Source organism: Streptomyces sp. NPDC002773 (assembly GCF_040295605.1).
In the GTDB taxonomy this organism is placed as follows: Bacteria; Actinomycetota; Actinomycetes; order Streptomycetales; family Streptomycetaceae; genus Streptomyces.
In genome coordinates this window covers 43,250-60,169 of record NZ_JBEOVO010000018.1, presented here as the reverse complement: position 1 = coordinate 60,169, position 16,920 = coordinate 43,250, and the positions used below count along the sequence as shown (strand labels likewise).

At 72.6% G+C, this 16,920-nt stretch carries 17 protein-coding genes and 1 tRNA gene; 12 read left to right on the top strand and 6 right to left on the bottom strand.

The genetic code is table 11. The features are described 5' to 3' along the window. The first annotated feature begins 109 nt into the window (after positions 1 to 109). Positions 110 to 1,195, top strand: coding sequence for an S-(hydroxymethyl)mycothiol dehydrogenase (locus ABT034_RS21920; protein WP_351217648.1), 1,086 nt, complete (start codon positions 110 to 112; stop codon positions 1,193 to 1,195). Next, positions 1,195 to 1,824, top strand: coding sequence for an MBL fold metallo-hydrolase (locus tag ABT034_RS21915; RefSeq protein ID WP_351217646.1), 630 nt, complete (start codon positions 1,195 to 1,197; stop codon positions 1,822 to 1,824). The genes ABT034_RS21920 and ABT034_RS21915 overlap by 1 nt, the downstream gene beginning before the upstream one ends. On the opposite strand, the gene ABT034_RS21910 is transcribed toward ABT034_RS21915, so the two are convergent. Both ABT034_RS21910 and ABT034_RS21905 read right to left on the bottom strand, forming a co-directional pair. Then, positions 1,808 to 2,734, bottom strand: a complete 927-nt coding sequence (locus ABT034_RS21910; protein ID WP_351217644.1) for an RluA family pseudouridine synthase — start codon at positions 2,732 to 2,734, stop codon at positions 1,808 to 1,810. The genes ABT034_RS21915 and ABT034_RS21910 overlap by 17 nt on opposite strands. Before the next feature lie 52 nt (positions 2,735 to 2,786). Next, positions 2,787 to 2,874: transfer RNA gene (locus ABT034_RS21905), tRNA-Leu, on the bottom strand. A 173-nt stretch (positions 2,875 to 3,047) separates the two neighbouring features. Here ABT034_RS21905 and ABT034_RS21900 point away from each other — a divergent pair. The 3 genes from ABT034_RS21900 to ABT034_RS21890 all read left to right on the top strand — a co-directional run bounded on the left by ABT034_RS21900 (position 3,048) and on the right by ABT034_RS21890 (position 5,630). After that, positions 3,048 to 4,373, top strand: a complete 1,326-nt coding sequence (locus ABT034_RS21900; protein ID WP_351217642.1) for a M20/M25/M40 family metallo-hydrolase — start codon at positions 3,048 to 3,050, stop codon at positions 4,371 to 4,373. A gap of 127 nt (positions 4,374 to 4,500) precedes the next feature. Beyond that, the gene (gene chpH, locus ABT034_RS21895; protein ID WP_351217640.1) at positions 4,501 to 4,734 is read left to right on the top strand and encodes a chaplin ChpH; all 234 of its coding nucleotides are present in this window, start codon (positions 4,501 to 4,503) and stop codon (positions 4,732 to 4,734) included. A gap of 140 nt (positions 4,735 to 4,874) precedes the next feature. Next, a complete protein-coding gene (locus ABT034_RS21890; RefSeq protein WP_351217638.1) occupies positions 4,875 to 5,630 on the top strand; it encodes a chaplin in 756 nt (251 codons plus the stop codon). Between the two features lie 74 nt (positions 5,631 to 5,704). Here ABT034_RS21890 and ABT034_RS21885 read toward each other — a convergent pair whose 3' ends face one another. Next, a complete protein-coding gene (locus ABT034_RS21885; RefSeq protein ID WP_073915128.1) occupies positions 5,705 to 5,893 on the bottom strand; it encodes a DUF5703 family protein in 189 nt (62 codons plus the stop codon). Between the two features lie 47 nt (positions 5,894 to 5,940). Between ABT034_RS21885 and ABT034_RS21880 the strand changes: the two genes are divergently transcribed. Beyond that, complete coding sequence (locus ABT034_RS21880) at positions 5,941 to 6,618, top strand: hypothetical protein (RefSeq protein ID WP_351217635.1); 678 nt, start codon at positions 5,941 to 5,943, stop codon at positions 6,616 to 6,618. 110 nt (positions 6,619 to 6,728) lie between these two features. Here ABT034_RS21880 and ABT034_RS21875 read toward each other — a convergent pair whose 3' ends face one another. Both ABT034_RS21875 and ABT034_RS21870 read right to left on the bottom strand, forming a co-directional pair. Beyond that, on the bottom strand, positions 6,729 to 8,945 hold the full coding sequence (locus ABT034_RS21875; RefSeq protein WP_351217633.1) for a helix-hairpin-helix domain-containing protein: 2,217 nt from the start codon (positions 8,943 to 8,945) through the stop codon (positions 6,729 to 6,731). Then, positions 8,942 to 9,919 carry an aldo/keto reductase gene (locus tag ABT034_RS21870; protein ID WP_351217631.1) on the bottom strand — a complete coding sequence of 326 codons (978 nt, stop codon included), beginning with the start codon at positions 9,917 to 9,919 and terminating at the stop codon, positions 8,942 to 8,944. Before ABT034_RS21870 ends, ABT034_RS21875 begins: the two co-directional genes overlap by 4 nt. 130 nt (positions 9,920 to 10,049) lie before the next feature. On the opposite strand from ABT034_RS21870, the gene ABT034_RS21865 reads away from it, so the two are divergent. Together ABT034_RS21865 and ABT034_RS21860 are read left to right on the top strand one after the other, a co-directional pair. After that, complete coding sequence (locus ABT034_RS21865) at positions 10,050 to 11,099, top strand: LLM class F420-dependent oxidoreductase (RefSeq protein ID WP_351217629.1); 1,050 nt, start codon at positions 10,050 to 10,052, stop codon at positions 11,097 to 11,099. Between the two features lie 311 nt (positions 11,100 to 11,410). Then, the gene (locus tag ABT034_RS21860) at positions 11,411 to 12,196 is read left to right on the top strand and encodes a ferritin-like domain-containing protein (protein ID WP_351217627.1); all 786 of its coding nucleotides are present in this window, start codon (positions 11,411 to 11,413) and stop codon (positions 12,194 to 12,196) included. A 20-nt stretch (positions 12,197 to 12,216) separates the two neighbouring features. On the opposite strand, the gene ABT034_RS21855 is transcribed toward ABT034_RS21860, so the two are convergent. Continuing rightward, on the bottom strand, positions 12,217 to 13,209 hold the full coding sequence (locus tag ABT034_RS21855) for a magnesium and cobalt transport protein CorA (RefSeq protein ID WP_351217625.1): 993 nt from the start codon (positions 13,207 to 13,209) through the stop codon (positions 12,217 to 12,219). 91 nt (positions 13,210 to 13,300) lie between these two features. On the opposite strand from ABT034_RS21855, the gene ABT034_RS21850 reads away from it, so the two are divergent. From ABT034_RS21850 to mshC, 4 genes are all read left to right on the top strand, one after another. Further along, positions 13,301 to 13,990, top strand: a complete 690-nt coding sequence (locus ABT034_RS21850; RefSeq protein ID WP_351217623.1) for a histidine phosphatase family protein — start codon at positions 13,301 to 13,303, stop codon at positions 13,988 to 13,990. Positions 13,991 to 14,058: 68 nt separating this feature from the next. Further along, the gene (locus ABT034_RS21845; RefSeq protein ID WP_351217621.1) at positions 14,059 to 14,649 is read left to right on the top strand and encodes a DUF3090 domain-containing protein; all 591 of its coding nucleotides are present in this window, start codon (positions 14,059 to 14,061) and stop codon (positions 14,647 to 14,649) included. Next, a complete protein-coding gene (locus ABT034_RS21840; protein ID WP_351217619.1) occupies positions 14,646 to 15,452 on the top strand; it encodes an SCO1664 family protein in 807 nt (268 codons plus the stop codon). Before ABT034_RS21845 ends, ABT034_RS21840 begins: the two co-directional genes overlap by 4 nt. A 179-nt stretch (positions 15,453 to 15,631) precedes the next feature. After that, positions 15,632 to 16,861: a cysteine--1-D-myo-inosityl 2-amino-2-deoxy-alpha-D-glucopyranoside ligase gene (mshC, locus tag ABT034_RS21835; RefSeq protein ID WP_351217617.1), complete on the top strand. Its 1,230-nt coding sequence runs from the start codon at positions 15,632 to 15,634 to the stop codon at positions 16,859 to 16,861. Positions 16,862 to 16,920: the final 59 nt, after the last annotated feature.

The following is a 16,920-nucleotide window of genomic DNA, read 5'->3' as shown; positions in this document are numbered from 1 at the left end:
GATACGGCGAGACCCCCGCAGGCACGGCCTGCGGGGGTCTCGCCTTTTGTCAGGAGATAGTGGTACGCAAGAGCCTTACAAGATCCGGTCGGAGGAAGGGAAGGTCGCGATGCCACAGCACGTCCAGGGGGTCATCGCCCCCGGCAGGAACGAACCGGTACGCGTCGAGACGATCGTCATCCCCGACCCCGGCCCCGGCGAGGCCGTCGTGAAGATCCAGGCCTGCGGCGTCTGCCACACCGACCTCCACTACAAACAGGGCGCCATCAACGACGAGTTCCCCTTCCTCCTCGGCCACGAGGCCGCCGGAATCGTCGAGTCCGTCGGCGAGGGCGTCACCGACGTGACCCCCGGCGACTTCGTGATCCTCAACTGGCGTGCCGTGTGCGGCACCTGCCGCGCCTGCCTGCGCGGCCGCCCCTGGTACTGCTTCGACACCCACAACGCGAAGCAGCGGATGACCCTGCTCGACGGTACGGAACTCTCCCCGGCCCTCGGCATCGGCGCCTTCGCCGAGAAGACCCTCGTCGCCTCCGGCCAGTGCACCAAGGTCGACCCCGCCGTCGCCCCCGAGGTCGCGGGCCTCCTCGGCTGCGGCGTGATGGCCGGCATCGGCGCCGCCCTCAACACCGGGAACGTCGGCCGCGGCGACACCGTCGCCGTCATCGGCTGCGGCGGCGTCGGCGACGCGGCGATCGTCGGCGCCCGTCTCGCCGGAGCCGCGAAGATCATCGCCGTCGACATCGACGACCGGAAGCTGGAGACCGCGAGGACGATGGGCGCCACCCACACCGTCGACTCCCGCTCCACCGACCCCGTCGAGGCGATCCGCGAACTCACCGGAGGCTTCGGCGCCGACGTCGTCATCGAGGCCGTCGGCCGCCCCGAGACGTACGCACAGGCCTTCTACGCCCGCGACCTCGCCGGCACCGTCGTCCTCGTCGGCGTCCCCACCCCCGAGATGAAGCTCGAACTCCCGCTCCTCGACGTCTTCGGCCGCGGCGGCGCCCTCAAGTCCTCCTGGTACGGCGACTGCCTGCCCTCCCGCGACTTCCCCCTGCTCGTCGACCTGCACCAGCAGGGCCGCATCGACCTCGCCGCCTTCGTCACCGAGACCATCGGCCTCGACGACGTCGAGAAGGCCTTCGCCCGCATGCACGAGGGCGACGTCCTCCGCTCGGTGGTGGTGCTGTGATGGCCGCCCGCGTCGACCACCTCGTCACCTCCGGCACCTTCAGCCTCGACGGCGGCACCTGGGACGTCGACAACAACGTCTGGATCGTCGGGGACGACGCCGAGGCCATCGTCATCGACGCCGCCCACGACGCCCGCGCGATCCTCGCCGCGCTCGACGGCCGGACGCTGCGCGCCATCGTCTGCACCCACGCCCACGACGACCACATCGACGCGGCCCCCGCGCTCGCCGCCGCCACCGGCGCCCGCATCCTGCTCCACCCCGCCGACCAGCCGCTGTGGAAGCGGACCCACCCCGACCACAGCCCGGACGGCGACCTCGCCGACGGCCAGGTCCTCACCATCGCCGGCATCGACCTCACGGTCCTCCACACCCCGGGTCACGCCCCCGGAGCGGTCTCCCTGTACGCCCCCGAGCTCGGCACGGTCTTCACGGGCGACACCCTCTTCCAGGGCGGCCCCGGCGCCACCGGCCGGTCCTTCTCGGACTTCCCGACGATCATCGACTCGATCCGCGGGAAGCTCCTCACCCTCCCGCCGGAGACGGTGGTCCGCACCGGCCACGGCGACACCACCACGATCGGAGCCGAGGCCCCGCATCTGGAGGACTGGATCAACCGAGGCCACTGAGAGCCAGCCGGCTCTCGAAGCACCTCGCCACACCCGTGAACGGGTCGGTGAACTCCAGCGTCCGCGCGAGCAGTTGCAGCGGACGCGAGAAGTCCTCCGGCCCGTCCTCGCGGACCACCGGATAGATCGGATCGTGCAGGATCGGCAGCCCGAGCGCGTTCATGTGCACCCGCAGCTGATGCGTCCGCCCGGTCTCCGGCACCAGCCGGTACCGGCCGAGCCCGCCCCGCCGCTCCAGGAGCGCGATCCGGCTCTCGCTGTTCGGCTCGCCCGGCACCTCCCGGGCGGCCATCACCCCGCGCTCCTTCTCGATCCGGCTGCGCACGGTCACCGGCAGCCCGACCGCCGGATCGTACGGCGCCACCGCCTCGTACTCCTTGCGTACGAGCCGGTCCCGGAACAGCGTCTGGTACGCCCCCCGGTCCTCCGGCCGTACGACACAGAGCACCAGGCCCGCGGTCAGCCGGTCGAGCCGGTGCGCGGGCTGGAGGTGCGGAAGGCCCAGTTCCCGCCGCAGCCGAGCGAGCGCGGTCTCCGTCACATGCCGGCCCCGGGGCATCGTCGCCAGGAAGTGCGGCTTGTCCGCCACCACGATCCGCTCGTCACGGTGCACCACCCCGATCGGGAAGGGCACCGGCGTCTCGACGGGAAAGTCCCGGTGGAACCAGAGATACCGCCCCACGGCATACGGCTCGTCCCCGCCGACGGGACCGTCCGTCCCCACGAAACGGCCGCTCAGCAGCATCTCCTCGACCCGCCCGGCACCGATGGCGCCCGCGTACCGGTCGAGCAGATGCTCCCGTACCGTTCCCCAGACCCCCTCGGGATCATCCGGCAACCGCACCCGCGCCGGATCGATCCCGTCCCGCTGGGGGAGGGGCGAAGAGGGGGCCTTGGATCTGCGTCGCACCGGGTCCTACCGCCGTAACAAGAAAGACCCCACGAGATGTGGGGTCTTCCGCTGGTGTCCGAGGGGGGACTTGAACCCCCACGCCCGATAAAGGGCACTAGCACCTCAAGCTAGCGCGTCTGCCATTCCGCCACCCGGACAAGGTGTCTGTCTTCCTGGCCGCTGGGCCCTTCCGACGAGGAAAACCATAGCAAACATTCGGGGTGGCCGATCACCACCCCCGGGCCGCCCCCCTTGGGTGGGAAGGGGGGCGCGCGGGAGGATGGGCGAGCACCGAAGCAATCACGTGGGGCACGTAGTGGGAGGAAGCAGCGTGAGCGAGTCGAACACGGGCCGAAGCGTCACCGCCGAGAGTGAGGTCGTGGACCTCTGCGGCGACCTCATCCGCATCGACACCAGCAACTACGGCGACCACTCGGGACCGGGTGAGCGCGCGGCGGCCGAGTACATCGCCGAGAAGCTCGCGGAGGTCGGACTCGAACCGCAGATCATCGAGTCGCACCGGGGGCGGGCCTCCACCGTCGCCCGCATCGAGGGCGAGGACCCGTCACGGCCGGCCCTCCTCATCCACGGCCACACCGACGTCGTCCCGGCCAACGCCGAGGACTGGACCCACCACCCCTTCTCCGGGGAGATCGCCGACGGCTGCGTCTGGGGCCGCGGCGCCGTCGACATGAAGGACATGGACGCGATGACCCTCGCGGTCGTACGGGACCGGCTGCGCAGCGGCCGCAAGCCCCCGCGCGACATCGTCCTCGCCTTCCTCGCCGACGAGGAGGCCGGCGGCACGTACGGCGCCCGGCACCTGGTCGACAAGCACCGGGACCTCTTCGACGGGGTGACGGAGGCCATCGGCGAGGTCGGAGGCTTCTCCTTCACCGTCAACGAGAACCTGCGCCTCTACCTGGTCGAGACGGCCCAGAAGGGCATGCACTGGATGCGGCTCACCGTCGAGGGCACGGCAGGCCACGGCTCGATGACCAACGACGACAACGCCATCACCGAGCTCTGCGAGGCCGTGGGCCGCCTCGGCCGCCACCAGTGGCCGGTGAGGGTCACCAAGACGGTGCGCTCCTTCCTCGACGAGCTCTCGGACGCCCTCGGCACCCCCCTCGACCCCGAGGACATGGACGGCACCCTCGCCAAGCTCGGCGGCATCGCCAAGATGGTGGGCGCCACCCTGCGCAACTCGGCCGCACCGACCATGCTCGGCGCCGGGTACAAGGTGAACGTGATCCCCGGCCAGGCCACCGCGCACGTCGACGGACGCTTCCTGCCCGGGTACGAGCAGGAGTTCCTCGCCGACCTCGACCGGATCCTCGGGCCGAAGGTGAAGCGTGAGGACGTGCACGGCGACAAGGCCCTGGAGACCGACTTCGACGGCGCCCTGGTGGACGCCATGCAGCTGGCGCTGCGCGCCGAGGACCCGATCGCCCGCGCCGTTCCGTACATGCTCTCCGGCGGCACCGACGCCAAGTCCTTCGACGACCTCGGCATCCGCTGCTTCGGCTTCGCGCCGCTCCAGCTGCCGCCGGAGCTCGACTTCGCCGGCATGTTCCACGGTGTCGACGAGCGGGTGCCGGTGGACGGTCTGAAGTTCGGCGCCCGCGTCCTGGACCGCTTCATCGATGCCTGCTGAATTCGAGCACGCGTTTGTATGTAACCGGAAAGAGTGAATGAACTTGGGGGCTCGTAGCCCCCTCCTGTCCCCCTCGTTACAGGTGTGCGGTCCGCGGCTGGGGCCGCATTTCCAACTAGGAGGAACCATGTTCAAGAAGGTCGCTGCTGCTGCGGCTGCCACGGGCGGTCTCGTTCTCGCGGGTGCGGGCATGGCCGTCGCGGACTCGGGTGCCCAGGGTGCCGCCATCGCTTCCCCCGGCATCATCTCGGGCAACGTCGTCCAGGTGCCGGTTCACGTCCCGGTGAACGTGTGCGGCAACACGGTCAACCTGGTCGGCCTGCTGAACCCCGCCTTCGGCAACACCTGCATCAACGCCTGACGTTGTGCCTCGCCCCATGAGGGTGTGAGCCGGTCCGGCCCCGGAGTGCGCGCCATGCACTCCGGGGCCGGTGGCCATTTCCGCCCCGGACGTTTCGCCCGGTGGCACTCTTTCGAAGCCGAGCAGGCAGGGAACAAGCTATGCGACAGGTCACGCGCAAGGGCCTTATCACCGTTGCGGCCGCCGGAGGCGTATTCGCCGGCTTTGGCGGCGGTTATGCGCACGCCGATTCCGGTGCGAACGGTACGGCCGCGAATTCGCCGGGCATCGCGTCCGGAAACTCCGTCCAGGCCCCGGTCCACGTACCGGTGAACGTCTGCGGGAACTCCGTCAGCGTCGTCGGGCTGCTGAACCCGGCGTTCGGCAACACGTGCGCCAACACCTCGAAGCCGGGCAAGCCCGGCAAGCCGGGCGGCGGTTCCTCCGCCGACGGGCACACCGGCAACTCCCCGGGCGTGGGCTCCGGGAACAACGTCCAGGCGCCCGTCCACGTCCCGGTGAACGTGTGCGGCAACAGCGTCTCGGTCGTCGGACTGCTGAACCCGACGATGGGCAACGACTGCGGCAACGGCATCGAGCCGACGCACCCGGGGGAGCCGGGTAACCCCGGGAACCCGGGCAATCCGGGTAATCCCGGGGACCCGGGTAACCCTGGGAATCCGGGTAACCCGGGCAACCCCGGTAACCCCGGTAACCCCGGCACCCCCGGTAATCCCGGTCTCCCCGGAGACGACGGCGGTTCGAACACCCCCAGTGAGCACGGCGTCACGCCGCCCCAGGCCGTCGAGGAGCTCGCCGAGACCGGTTCCGGTCCGCTCGGCGTGGTCGTCCCCGTCGGTGCTGGTCTGCTGCTCGCCGGCTCGCTGATCTACCGCCGCGCCCGCAGCGCCGCCTGAGCCCGCCGCGTCACGCACCACGCACAGGGGCCCCGCACACCGCGGGGCCCCTTCTCGTTCGTCCTGTTTCCCTACTACCAGGTCGCCCGGACCTGGCGGATGATCCGCCGCTTCAGCCGCACCCTGCGGCTCCCGTCGCGGTGCAGGGTCAGACGGTCCAACTCCCAGTGTCCGTACTCGGCATGGTCGGTCAGCAGCCGCGTCGCCTCCTTGCGGGAGACACCGCGCGGCACGTACACGTCGACAAATTCGTATTCCGGCATCGCATCTATTGTGCGGGCACGGGCCCGGTACGGATAGCGTCTGTCCCATGTCTGATGCTGCGCAGCCCACCGCTGCCGAGGTACGTGCCGCCGCCGAGGCGGTCAAAGCCGCACTGGACCTCCACCTCGCGGCGGTCGAACGCCGCACGGGGGACGACGACACGGCCGTCTACGAAGCCTTCAACGCCCTCGCCACGGCGGCCGAGGCGTACGACGAGATCCTCTACGACCGCTACGACGAGGTCACTCCCTTCGAGATCCCCGGAGCGGACGGCGCCCTGCCGCCGTACGCCGGACCTGACGAACCACACGCCCTCAGCATCCTGATCCGCCGCGACTACGCCGTGGCGGAACCGCAGCGACTGCTCGCCCAGGCCCGCCGTATCGCGGAGATCGACGGCGACCCGGACGCCCCCGGGCCGGCCGCGCGGGCCGGGGTCTCGCCGCTTGCCGCGCTCGGTGTGCTCTTCGGCGAGTACGAACCGGATGAGATCGCCTCCCGGCACAAGGAGTTCGGCCTGGAGGAGGGCGACTCCACGCTCTGGGTCACGGCGGCCGAGGAACTCCCGGAACCGGGGGAGTGGCTCAACGCCCCCTTCGAGCACGCCGATCCGGAGCGGATCATCTGCCGCTTCGACGTCAGCGCCGTCTTCGACGAGGAAGAGGACGACGACATCGAGGACATCGAGGACGCCGGAGGAGAGGCCGGCGGCCCCGGCTCCTGAGAGACGCGGAGACAGCAGAGACGGCAGAGACGGCAGAGACGGCAGAGACGGCAGAGGGCCGGGGCACCGCGATCGGTGCCCCGGCCCTCCGCCGTACCGCCCTGCTGCTCCTACTCCTCGGGCGTGGCCAGCAGGGCCTCCAGGAGCGGCCGCAGCCGGGTCGTACGCTCCGGAGCCACCCCCTCGGCCACCGCACGCGGCAGCGCCTGGTCCACTCCGTGCACGACCGACAGATGGCGCTCCGCCCGGCCGAAGGCCGTGTACACCCAGGCCCTGCTCAGGCCCCCGGCGGCGTCCCCCGGCAGCACCGCGACCACCGCGGGCCAGCGCGTCCCGGCCGCCTGGTGCGCGGTCAGCGCCCAGCCGTGCCGCAGGGCCGACTCCACCCGGTCCTTCGGTACGAGGAGCTCCGCGTCCCCGCAGCGCAGCCGCAGCCCCTCGGCGTCGGCCGAAAGCACCGTGCCCGTCACCGTCCGCCCCGGCGCCTGCGCGTACGCCACCCGGTCGCCGATGTCGTAGCCGCCGAAGCGGCCGGGGCCCGGGTTGAGCCGCTGCTTGAGGGCCGCGTTCAGCGCGCGCGTCCCGGCCGAGCCGCCGTGGCCGACCGTCACGACCTGCGTCTGCTCGGACGGCACCCCGATCGCCCGCGGCACCGAGTCGGCGACCAGCTGGACCGTACGGTGCACGGCCTCGCCCGCGTCCCGCACCGGGACGATCACGATCTCCTTGCCGGGTGCCTCCACCTGGTTCAGCTCCCCGGCGCCGATGCCCGAGACCAGCTCGCCGAGCGGCCCCGGGTCGGGCAGCCGCGAGGCGATCCGCGGGCACACCCGGGCCGCGAGCACATCGGTGAAGACCTGGCCCGCCCCCGGCGCGCCGAGCACCCCCGGGTCGCCGCTCAGCACGAGACGGCAGCCGTCGGGCAGTGACTCCACGAGCATCGCAGCGGTCTCCACGTCCAGCTGCGGCGCGTCGAGCACCACGAGGAGGTCCAGGGCGAGGGCGCCCTCCTCGTCGCGGCCGGGACCGGCCGTCCCGGAGAGCAGGGCGGCGACCGTCACCGCGTCCGCCCCCGCGGCGCCGAGCGCGCGCCGGCCGTCGTCCGTGTAGACGGCGACCAGGGTGCGCAGGCCGCGCTCACGGGCCGCCGAGGCGAGCGCCACCGGCTCGGCGCGGGACGCCTCGCCGCCCGTGTGCAGGACGAGGCCGTGCGCACCGGCGGCGCGCTCCAGCTCGGAGCCCTCCCACTGCGTGGGCGTCACGGTCCTGGCCAGCCGGGCGAGCGCGTCCGCGAGGCTCTCCTCGGCCATCGCATACCGGTCGAGACCGAGCAGCACGGGCGAGGCGGGTTCCTCGGCGACGGCCTCCGCCGGCTCCTCGTCGCCCTCGGGCTCCTCCTCCGCCGTCTCCTCCTCCTGGAAGACGAGGACCGCGCCCGCGGCGACCGCCTCCTCGACCGCGGCCTGCGGATCGGGCACCGAGTGTCCCGCGAGTCCGGCGCGCACGGCCTGGATCTCCTGCGCCGTGTGGCCCTGGAGCGCGGCCCGCTCCAGGAGCCACGCCGTCAGGGCGACGGTCCGGCGCGGGTCGTCGGGACCGCACGCGGGGCCGATCAGCGCCCGCGCGAAGCCGTCGGCCTGCTCCGGGCGCACCCCGGGCACCGCGAGCAGCTGCCACGGGTCGTCGAGGAGGGCCGCGGCCGCGCCCTCGCCGAGCGTGGTGGCGACCTGCCCGGCCAGCGTCTCGGGGGCGCCGCCCTTGGCGAGCACCTCCCGCACGGCGGCCGTGGTGCCGGGCGCGGGCGCGGGTGCCCGCTCCGGCGCGGGGGGCCGGACGGTCACGGCCGGGGCCGCCTCGGGCGCGGGGCGCCGGGGCGCGGGCTCGGGGGCCTCGTAGAACGCGCCGCCCGAGGCCGCGCCGCCCTCCACGGCCCGGACGGCCGCGAGCAGGTCGGCGGCCGTGCCGCTCAGCTTGGCGCCACTCGCCAGGGGCCCGTCCTTCTCGGCCTTCCGCGCCTCGATCCTGGCCCGCAGCTCCCGCTGCGCGGCGATCTCGGCCTGGGCGTCACTCAACTCGGCCGCGGCTTCGGGGGCCTTGGCGGCGGGCGTATCGGTCCCTTCCGCACCCGGCGTATCGGTCCCCTCCGCGCCGGCGGCGTCGGTGTCCTGAGGCGCGTCGGCCGGTTCGTAGCCGTCAGCCGGGCCGGGTTCGTCGGACGCGTCGGGCTCCTGAGCCGTCCCCGGCTCCTCCGCCTCGGCGGCTTCCTCCCGTACGTCCTCGGCGGGCGCCACGGCCTCGGGCGCGGTCTCCCCGGAAGGCTCGGTCACAAGGTGCTCCAGTCGTGATCCGGATAGCGGTGCACGGGCGCCGACACATCGTCCAGCGCCCGACAGATCTCGTCAGGAAGACTAAGGGTCTCCACCGACAACGCGGCCGTGAGCTGCCGCGCCGTGCGGGCGCCGACGATCGGGGCGGTCACGCCGGGCCGGTCGCGGACCCAGGCGAGCGCCACGTGCAGCGGGGTCGTGGCGAGGCCCTCGGCCGCCGTCGCGACCGCGTCCACGATCCGGCGCGCCGCCTCGTCCAGGTACGGCTCCACGAACGGCGCCATCGTCTCCGAGGCGCCCCGCGAGTCCGCGGGGGTGCCGCTGCGGTACTTGCCCGTCAGGACCCCGCGCCCAAGGGGTGAGGAGGGCAGCAGGCCCATCCCGAGGTCCTGCGCGGCCGGCAGCACCTCGCGCTCCACGCCCCGCTGGAGCAGCGAGTACTCCAGCTGCGCCCCCGCCAGCCGCGTCCGGTCCCCGGCGAGCTGCCAGGTGCCGGCCTTGGCGAGCTGCCAGCCGCAGAAGTTCGCCACCCCCGCGTACCGGGCCCGCCCGCTGCGTACCGCGATGTCCAGCGCCTGGAGGGATTCCTCAAGGGGCGTGTGCGGGTCGTAGGCGTGCAGCTGCCACAGGTCGACGTAGTCGGTGCCGAGGCGGGCGAGGGAGGCGTCGAGCGCGGCGAGCAGGTGCCCGCGCGAGCCGTCCGTCCGCCGGTCGGGGTCCGGCACGCTGCCCGCCTTGGTCGAGAGGACGAGGTCCTGCCGGGACACGAGCCGCTCCATGAGCCGCCCGAGCAGATACTCCGCCTCGCCCCCGCCGTACACGTCGGCGGTGTCCACGAGCGTGCCGCCCGCGTCCCAGAACGTCTTCAACTGCGCGGCGGCGTCGTGCTCGTCGGTGTCCCGGCCCCAGGTGAGGGTGCCGAGTCCGATGCGCGACACACGCAGGCCCGTACGTCCGAGATGCCTCTGCTCCATGGGCGCGAGATTACTGGCCACGGCACCACGCGGAGAGAGCCTGTGGACAACCGTGCCCTGACGGATGCCCCGGCCGCGCGCTAGAGTCCCGCCCACAGAGACGTTACCGATGGGTAAGGGGTGCGTGGACATGCGGCTCGGCATCAACCTCGGCTACTGGGGCGCCGGTATGGACGGCGACAACCTCGCCGTCGCGCAGGAGGCGGACCGCCTCGGCTACGACGTCTGCTGGGCCGCCGAGGCCTACGGCTCCGACGCCCCCACCGTCCTCGCCTGGGTCGCGGCGAAGACCGAACGCATCGACGTCGGCTCCGCGATCATGCAGATCCCCGCCCGGCAGCCGGCCATGACGGCGATGACCGCCGCCACCCTCGACTCGCTCAGCGGCGGCCGCTTCCGCCTCGGCCTCGGCGTCTCCGGACCCCAGGTCTCCGAGGGCTGGTACGGCGTCAAGTTCGACAAGCCGCTCGCCCGCACCCGCGAGTACGTCGACATCGTCCGCAAGGCCATGTCCCGCGAACGCCTCACCCACGACGGCGAGCACTGGACCCTGCCGCTCCCCGACGGCCCCGGCAAGCCCCTCAAGCTCACCGTCCACCCGCAGCGCGAGCACATCCCGCTGTACATCGCCGCCATCGGCCCCAAGAACCTGGAGCAGACCGGCGAGATCGCCGACGGCGCCCTGCTGATCTTCCCCTCCGCCGCCCACCTGGAGGAGACCGCGCTCCGGCCGCTGCGCGCCGGCCGCGAGAAGGCCGGTCTGACGATGGACGGCTTCGACGTCTGTCCCACCGTGCCGCTCGCCCTCGGCGACGACGTCGAGGCCCTCGCGGACGTGTTCCGCCCGTACACCGCGCTCTACGTCGGCGGCATGGGCAGCCGCAAGCAGAACTTCTACAACCAGCTCGCGCGGCGCATGGGCTACGAGAAGGAGGCCGCCGAGATCCAGGACAAGTACCTGGCCGGCGACAAGACGGGCGCCGCGGCCGCCGTACCGCACAGCCTCATCGACCAGACCGCGCTGCTCGGCTCCGTCGAGCGGATCGCCGAACGGATGACGGCCTACGCCGAGGCCGGGGTCACCACCCTCACCCTCGCCCCGGCCGGCTTCACCCTGGACGAGCGGGTGGCGGCCCTGCGGGCGGGCGTGGAGGCCATGGAGCGTGCGGGCCTCGCGTAACCGACGAGGGCGCGGCGCCGGACCCGACGGACGGAGTCCGGCGCAGGCGATCGAAGCCCGCGAGGCCCCCGGGGCCGAGCGGTGCGAGAGCGCCGTTGAGAAAAGGCCTGCGGCCGTGGTGGGGGCTCGGGGGTCTTCCCCGCCACGGCCGTCACCCAGCACAACGGCCGCACCGAGCCCCCGGTTACGGCCCGGGGCTCACTCTTTCGGCCGAGTCGTACGGCCCTCCTGTTGCCCGCCGGCGCCGACCGCATTTGACTCGTGGTCCCGGGGGCGTACGAAGTGCGGACACACGCACGGAGGTGGCGGCGATGCTCACGGCCAAGGGTCTGTTCCAGGAAATCATCGACAACGACGAGTCGTTCCGGCTCTTCTGCTCCATCGCGGCGAGCGGTGAGACCCAGGGAGGCTGGGAGAACGCCCGGATCGCGGCCCTCGTCGCGCCCGGCATGAGGGACCTCACGCCCAAGATCACCCGGCACGGCGCCGACGAGGACAAGCACGGCCGGATCTTCCACGCGTTGATGAGGAAGCGCGGCCTCGCGCCCGTCCCCGTCCCGACCGACACCGACTACACGATGCTGCTCGAACAGCGCGGCATCGGCCTCGCGCACGACAAGCTCCGCCGCGACGAGCCGCTGACCGAGCAGGACATCGTCGTCTACCTCGCCCACAGCCGGGTCACCGAGCAACGGGCCGCCGACCAGATGGACATGCTCGTCACGTACTTCGGGAACCACCCCGAACTCGGCAAGGCCATCCACATGATCGACAACGACGAGGCGAACCACCTCGCCTACTGCCACGAGGAACTGCTGCGCCTCGCGCGCGCGGGCCACGGCCGGCTCATCCAGCGGACCCTGCGCGACTCCGCCCTCGTCGAGATCCAGGTCTACCGCGACGTCAGCCTCGCGGTGATGCGCCACATGGGGCGGATCCTGCGCTGGCCCCGGCCCAAGGCCGCCGCCCTCGCCGCCGGCATCCGCGGCATGTACGCGTACGAGCGCGCCGCCGGGTGGCACCGGATGGTCGACCTGCGGACGCCCGAGCGGCTCGACGCCCTCGGCGGCCCCGCGACCCCCGCCCCCGCCTTCTGAGGGGCGGCGCAGACGGCGCCTCACATCCAGCCGCGCCGCTTGAACATCCGGTACAGCATGAACACGATGCCCGACATCACGGCGATCACCACCGGGTACGAGCCCACCCAGCGCAGCTCCGGCATGTGGTCGAAGTTCATGCCGTAGATCCCGGCCACCATCGTGGGGACCGCCGCCATCGCCGCCCACGCCGAGATCTTCCGCATGTCGTCGTTCTGCCGCACCCCCATCTGCGCGAGATGGGCCGACAACACGTCGGACAGCAGCCGGTCGAGCCCCTCCACCTGCTCGTTGGAGCGCAGCAGATGGTCGTTGACGTCCCGGAAGAACGGCTGCGCGCGCTCGTGCACGAACGGCACCGAACCGGCCGTGAGCCGGGCCAGCGGACCCGCGAGCGGACCGCTGGCCCGCCGGAACTCCAGCACCTGCCGCTTCGCCGTGTAGATCCGCTCCGCCGTGTTCGCCGGATTGCCCCCGGAGGGCGCGAAGACGTCCGCCTCCAACTCCTCCAGGTCGACCTGGAGCTCACCCGCCACATCGAGGTAGTGGTCCACGATCGCGTCGCTCACCGCGTACAGCACCGACGTCGGCCCGTGCTTCAGCAGCTCCGGGTCCGCTTCCAGCCGGCGGCGCACCTCGGCGAGCGGCGCGCCCTCGCCGTGCCGGACCGTCACCACGAACGAGTCGCCCACGAACAGCATCAGCTCGCCCGAGGACACCCGGTCGCTCTCCGGCTCGTACACGATCGGCTTGAGCACCGCGAACAACGAGTCGTCGTAGACCTCCAGCTTGGGCCGCTGGTGCGCCTTCAGGGCGTCCTCCACGGCCAGCGGGTGCAGCGCGAACTCGGAGGTGACGTGGTCGAACTCCGCCTCCGTCGGCTCGTGCAGCCCCACCCAGAGGAAGGCGTCCCCCGCGGCCCGCGCCTCGTCGAGCGCGTCGGAGAGGTCGGCGGGCCCGTCCGTACGGCGCCCGTCGCGGTAGATGGCAGAGTCGACGATCACGGGCCGCATTCTCCCCCCGAACGGCCCCGCCATGCACACGGGGATCCGCCCGGTTCCTCTCGCCGCCGGATTCGCCGGAGCACCGCCTAGGCTGGCCGGCATGGCCACGTTGATCCTCGTCCGGCACGGACGCTCCACCGCCAACACCTCCGGGGTCCTCGCCGGACGCACGCCCGGGATCTCCCTCGACGAGCGGGGGGCCGCGCAGGCCGCCGCGCTCCCCGGGCGCCTCGCGGACCTCCCGCTCGCCGCCGTCGTCTCCAGCCCCCTCCAGCGCTGCCGGGAGACCGTACGCCCCCTCCTCGCCGCCCGTCCGGACCTGCCGCTGCACGTCGAGGACCGGATCAACGAGTGCGACTACGGCGACTGGTCGGGCCGCAAACTGGCCGAACTGGGCGACGAACCCCTCATGGAGGTCGTGCAGGCGCACGCCTCCGCCGCGGCCTTCCCCGGCGGCGAGTCCATGCGGGCCATGCAGGCCCGCGCCGTCGACGCCGTCCACGACTGGAACGCCCGGATCGAGGCCGAGTACGGCGAGGACGCCTGCTACGTCATGTGCTCGCACGGCGACATCGTCAAATCGATCGTGGCGGACGCCCTCGGCCTGCACCTCGACCTCTTCCAGCGGCTCCACGTCGACCCCTGCTCGGTCACCGTCATCCGCTACGCGCGCCTGCGTCCCTTCCTCCTGCGCCTCGGCGACACCGGGGACTTCGCCGGTCTCGCGCCCCGCGACCACCCCGACAGCAGCGGGACGGCCGAGGTCGGGGGCGGTGCGGGCGCACCGTGATCGCTTCGCGCAGTAGGGTGGACGCGCTGTTGTAGTACGACTGTCGAGACGCAAGGGAGCCGGGAAACGTGTCCCGTCAGGTGTTCCTCTACGACCCACCGGAGCGTTTCGTGGCCGGTACGGTCGGGCTGCCTGGCCGCCGTACGTTCTTCCTCCAGGCGTCCGCCGGCGGCCGTGTCACCAGCGTCGCCCTGGAGAAGACACAGGTCGCCGCCCTCGCCGAGCGCATGGACGAACTCCTCGACGAGGTCGTGCGCCGCACCGGGGGCAACGCGCCCGTCCCCGCTGTCGCCCCCGCCGAGGTCGCCGACACCGCCCCCCTCGACGTACCCGTCGAGGAGGAGTTCCGCGTCGGCACCATGGCGCTCGCCTGGGACGGCGAGGAACAGCGCATGATCGTCGAGGCGCAGGCGCTCGTCGAGCTCGACGTGGAGTCCGAGGAGGACCTGGCCGAGGCCGAGGAGCGACTCCTCCAGGACGAGGAGAACGGCCCGCCGATGCTCCGGGTCCGCCTCAGCGGCGCCCAGGCACGCGCCTTCGCCAAACGGGCCCTGGACGTCGTCAACGCCGGCCGGCCGCCGTGCCCGCTGTGCAGCCTGCCGCTCGACCCCGAGGGGCACGTCTGCCCGCGCCAGAACGGATACCGTCGCGGAGCATGACCAGCAGCCCCTCGACGCCGCCGGACGCCGAGCTGCTCGCCCACGGTGAGCTGACCGTCCGCGGCCAGGTCCGCGAGGCCTCCAACGCCGTCCTGTACTGCTCCGTCACCCACGGCGGACGGGAGGCGGCCTGCGTCTACAAGCCCGTCGCGGGGGAGCGGCCGCTGTGGGACTTCCCCGACGGCACCCTCGCCCAGCGCGAGGTCGCCGCGTACGAGATCTCCGAGGCCACCGGCTGGGGCCTCGTCCCGCCGACGGTGCTCCGCGACGGACCCTACGGCGAAGGCATGGTCCAGCTGTGGGTCGAGGCCGACCCGGAGGCGCGTCTGCTCGCCCTCACCGAGGACGAGGAGGCGGGCGCGGGCTGGAAGGCCGTGGGGCCCGCCCAGCTCGACGAGGAACGCACCGCGCTCCTCGTCCACGCCGACACCCCCGAGCTGCGGCGGCTCGCGGTCCTGGACGCGGTCATCAACAACGGCGACCGCAAAGGCGGCCATCTGCTGCCGACGCCCGACGGACGCCTCTACGGCATCGACCACGGGGTCAGCTTCCACGTCGACGACAAGCTGCGCACCCTGCTGTGGGGCTGGGCGGGCGAAGAGCTGCCCGCCGAGGCGGCCGGGGTGCTCGACGCACTCGACCGCTCCCTGGCGCCGGGAGCGCCCCTCGCCGCCCGTCTGGCCCAACTGCTCACCGGCGCGGAGGTCGCGGCGGTACGCGCCCGCGTGGAGGCCCTGAGGGCCGGCGGACGGCACCCGGTGCCCTCGGGGGAGTGGCCCGCGATCCCCTGGCCCCCGGTCTGAGCGAGCGGCCCCCGGTCCGAGCGAGCCGAAAGGTTTCGGCCAAGGCGGAGGCGAGGGCCCCGGAGGCTCCGCACCCCTGGGGGGTATGCACGTACCCCTCCGACCCGCAAGAGCGCCTAATCGGTCAAGATCCCGGATCCGGTTCGTATCCGGAACACCTGTCCGGTTACGCTCGGGTCATGCATGCCTGGCCCGCTTCTGAGGTCCCCGCCCTTCCCGGCAAGGGCCGCGACCTCCGGATCCACGACACCGCGACCGGCGGACGAGTCACCCTCGCCCCCGGCCCCGTCGCCCGTATCTACGTCTGCGGCATCACGCCGTACGACGCGACCCATATGGGTCACGCGGCGACCTACAACGCGTTCGACCTCGTTCAGCGCGTGTGGCTCGACACCAAGCGGCAGGTGCACTACGTCCAGAACGTCACGGACGTGGACGACCCGCTCCTGGAGCGCGCGATCCGCGACGGCATCGACTGGGTCGGCCTCGCCGAGCGCGAGACCGCCCTCTTCCGCGAGGACATGACCGCCCTGCGGATGCTGCCCCCGCAGCACTACATCGGCGCCGTCGAAGCCATACCCGGCATCGTCCCGCTCGTCGAGCGCCTCCGGGACTCCGGCGCCGCCTACGAGCTCGAGGGCGACGTCTACTTCTCCGTCGACGCCGACCCGCACTTCGGGCAGGTCTCGAACTACAGCACCGAGCTGATGCGCCACCTCTCCGCCGAACGCGGCGGCGACCCGGAGCGCCCCGGCAAGAAGAACCCGCTCGACCCCATGCTCTGGATGGCCGCCCGCGAGGGCGAGCCCAGCTGGGACGGCGCGAGCCTCGGCGCCGGCCGGCCCGGCTGGCACATCGAGTGCGTCGCCATCGCCCTCGACCACCTCGGCATGGGCTTCGACGTGCAGGGCGGCGGCTCCGACCTGATCTTCCCGCACCACGAGATGGGCGCCTCCCACGCCCAGACCCTCACCGGCGAGTTCCCCATGGCCAAGGCGTACGTCCACGCCGGCATGGTCGCCCTCGACGGCGAGAAGATGTCCAAGTCCCGGGGCAACCTGGTCTTCGTCTCCAAGCTCCGCCGGGACGGCGTCGACCCCGCCGCCATCCGGCTCGCGCTCCTCTCCCACCGCTACCGCGACGACTGGGAGTGGACCGACCAGGTCCTCCAGGACGCCGTGGAGCGCCTCGGCCGCTGGCGCGCCGCCGTGTCCCGCCCCGACGGACCGTCCGCCGACGCGCTCGTCGAGGAGCTCCGCGAGGCCCTCTCCGACGATCTCGACACCCCCACCGCGCTCGCCGCGGTCGACCGCTGGGCCGCGCTCCAGACGGCCGGTGGCGGCACCGACGACTCCGCCCCCGGTCTCGTCTCCCGCGCCGTCGACGCCCTCCTGGGCGTCGCCCTCTAGCACGCAAGAGAAACACGCACGAGAAACGGGAGGGGCGGCCATGCCACCCCTCCCGTTTC

Bases quoted from the DNA above. Each gene is read 5' to 3' on its own strand.
- ABT034_RS21920 (WP_351217648.1), top strand. From the start codon at position 110: ATGCCACAGCACGTCCAGGGGGTCATCGCCCCCGGCAGGAACGAACCG.
- ABT034_RS21870 (WP_351217631.1), bottom strand. From the start codon at position 9,919: ATGGAGCAGAGGCATCTCGGACGTACGGGCCTGCGTGTGTCGCGCATC.
- ABT034_RS21850 (WP_351217623.1), top strand. From the start codon at position 13,301: ATGGCCACGTTGATCCTCGTCCGGCACGGACGCTCCACCGCCAACACC.
- mshC (WP_351217617.1), top strand. From the start codon at position 15,632: ATGCATGCCTGGCCCGCTTCTGAGGTCCCCGCCCTTCCCGGCAAGGGC.
- ABT034_RS21880 (WP_351217635.1), top strand. From the start codon at position 5,941: ATGTCTGATGCTGCGCAGCCCACCGCTGCCGAGGTACGTGCCGCCGCC.
- chpH (WP_351217640.1), top strand. From the start codon at position 4,501: ATGTTCAAGAAGGTCGCTGCTGCTGCGGCTGCCACGGGCGGTCTCGTT.
- ABT034_RS21890 (WP_351217638.1), top strand. From the start codon at position 4,875: ATGCGACAGGTCACGCGCAAGGGCCTTATCACCGTTGCGGCCGCCGGA.
- ABT034_RS21865 (WP_351217629.1), top strand. From the start codon at position 10,050: ATGCGGCTCGGCATCAACCTCGGCTACTGGGGCGCCGGTATGGACGGC.
- ABT034_RS21915 (WP_351217646.1), top strand. From the start codon at position 1,195: ATGGCCGCCCGCGTCGACCACCTCGTCACCTCCGGCACCTTCAGCCTC.
- ABT034_RS21885 (WP_073915128.1), bottom strand. From the start codon at position 5,893: ATGCCGGAATACGAATTTGTCGACGTGTACGTGCCGCGCGGTGTCTCC.
- ABT034_RS21840 (WP_351217619.1), top strand. From the start codon at position 14,646: ATGACCAGCAGCCCCTCGACGCCGCCGGACGCCGAGCTGCTCGCCCAC.
- ABT034_RS21860 (WP_351217627.1), top strand. From the start codon at position 11,411: ATGCTCACGGCCAAGGGTCTGTTCCAGGAAATCATCGACAACGACGAG.
- ABT034_RS21855 (WP_351217625.1), bottom strand. From the start codon at position 13,209: ATGCGGCCCGTGATCGTCGACTCTGCCATCTACCGCGACGGGCGCCGT.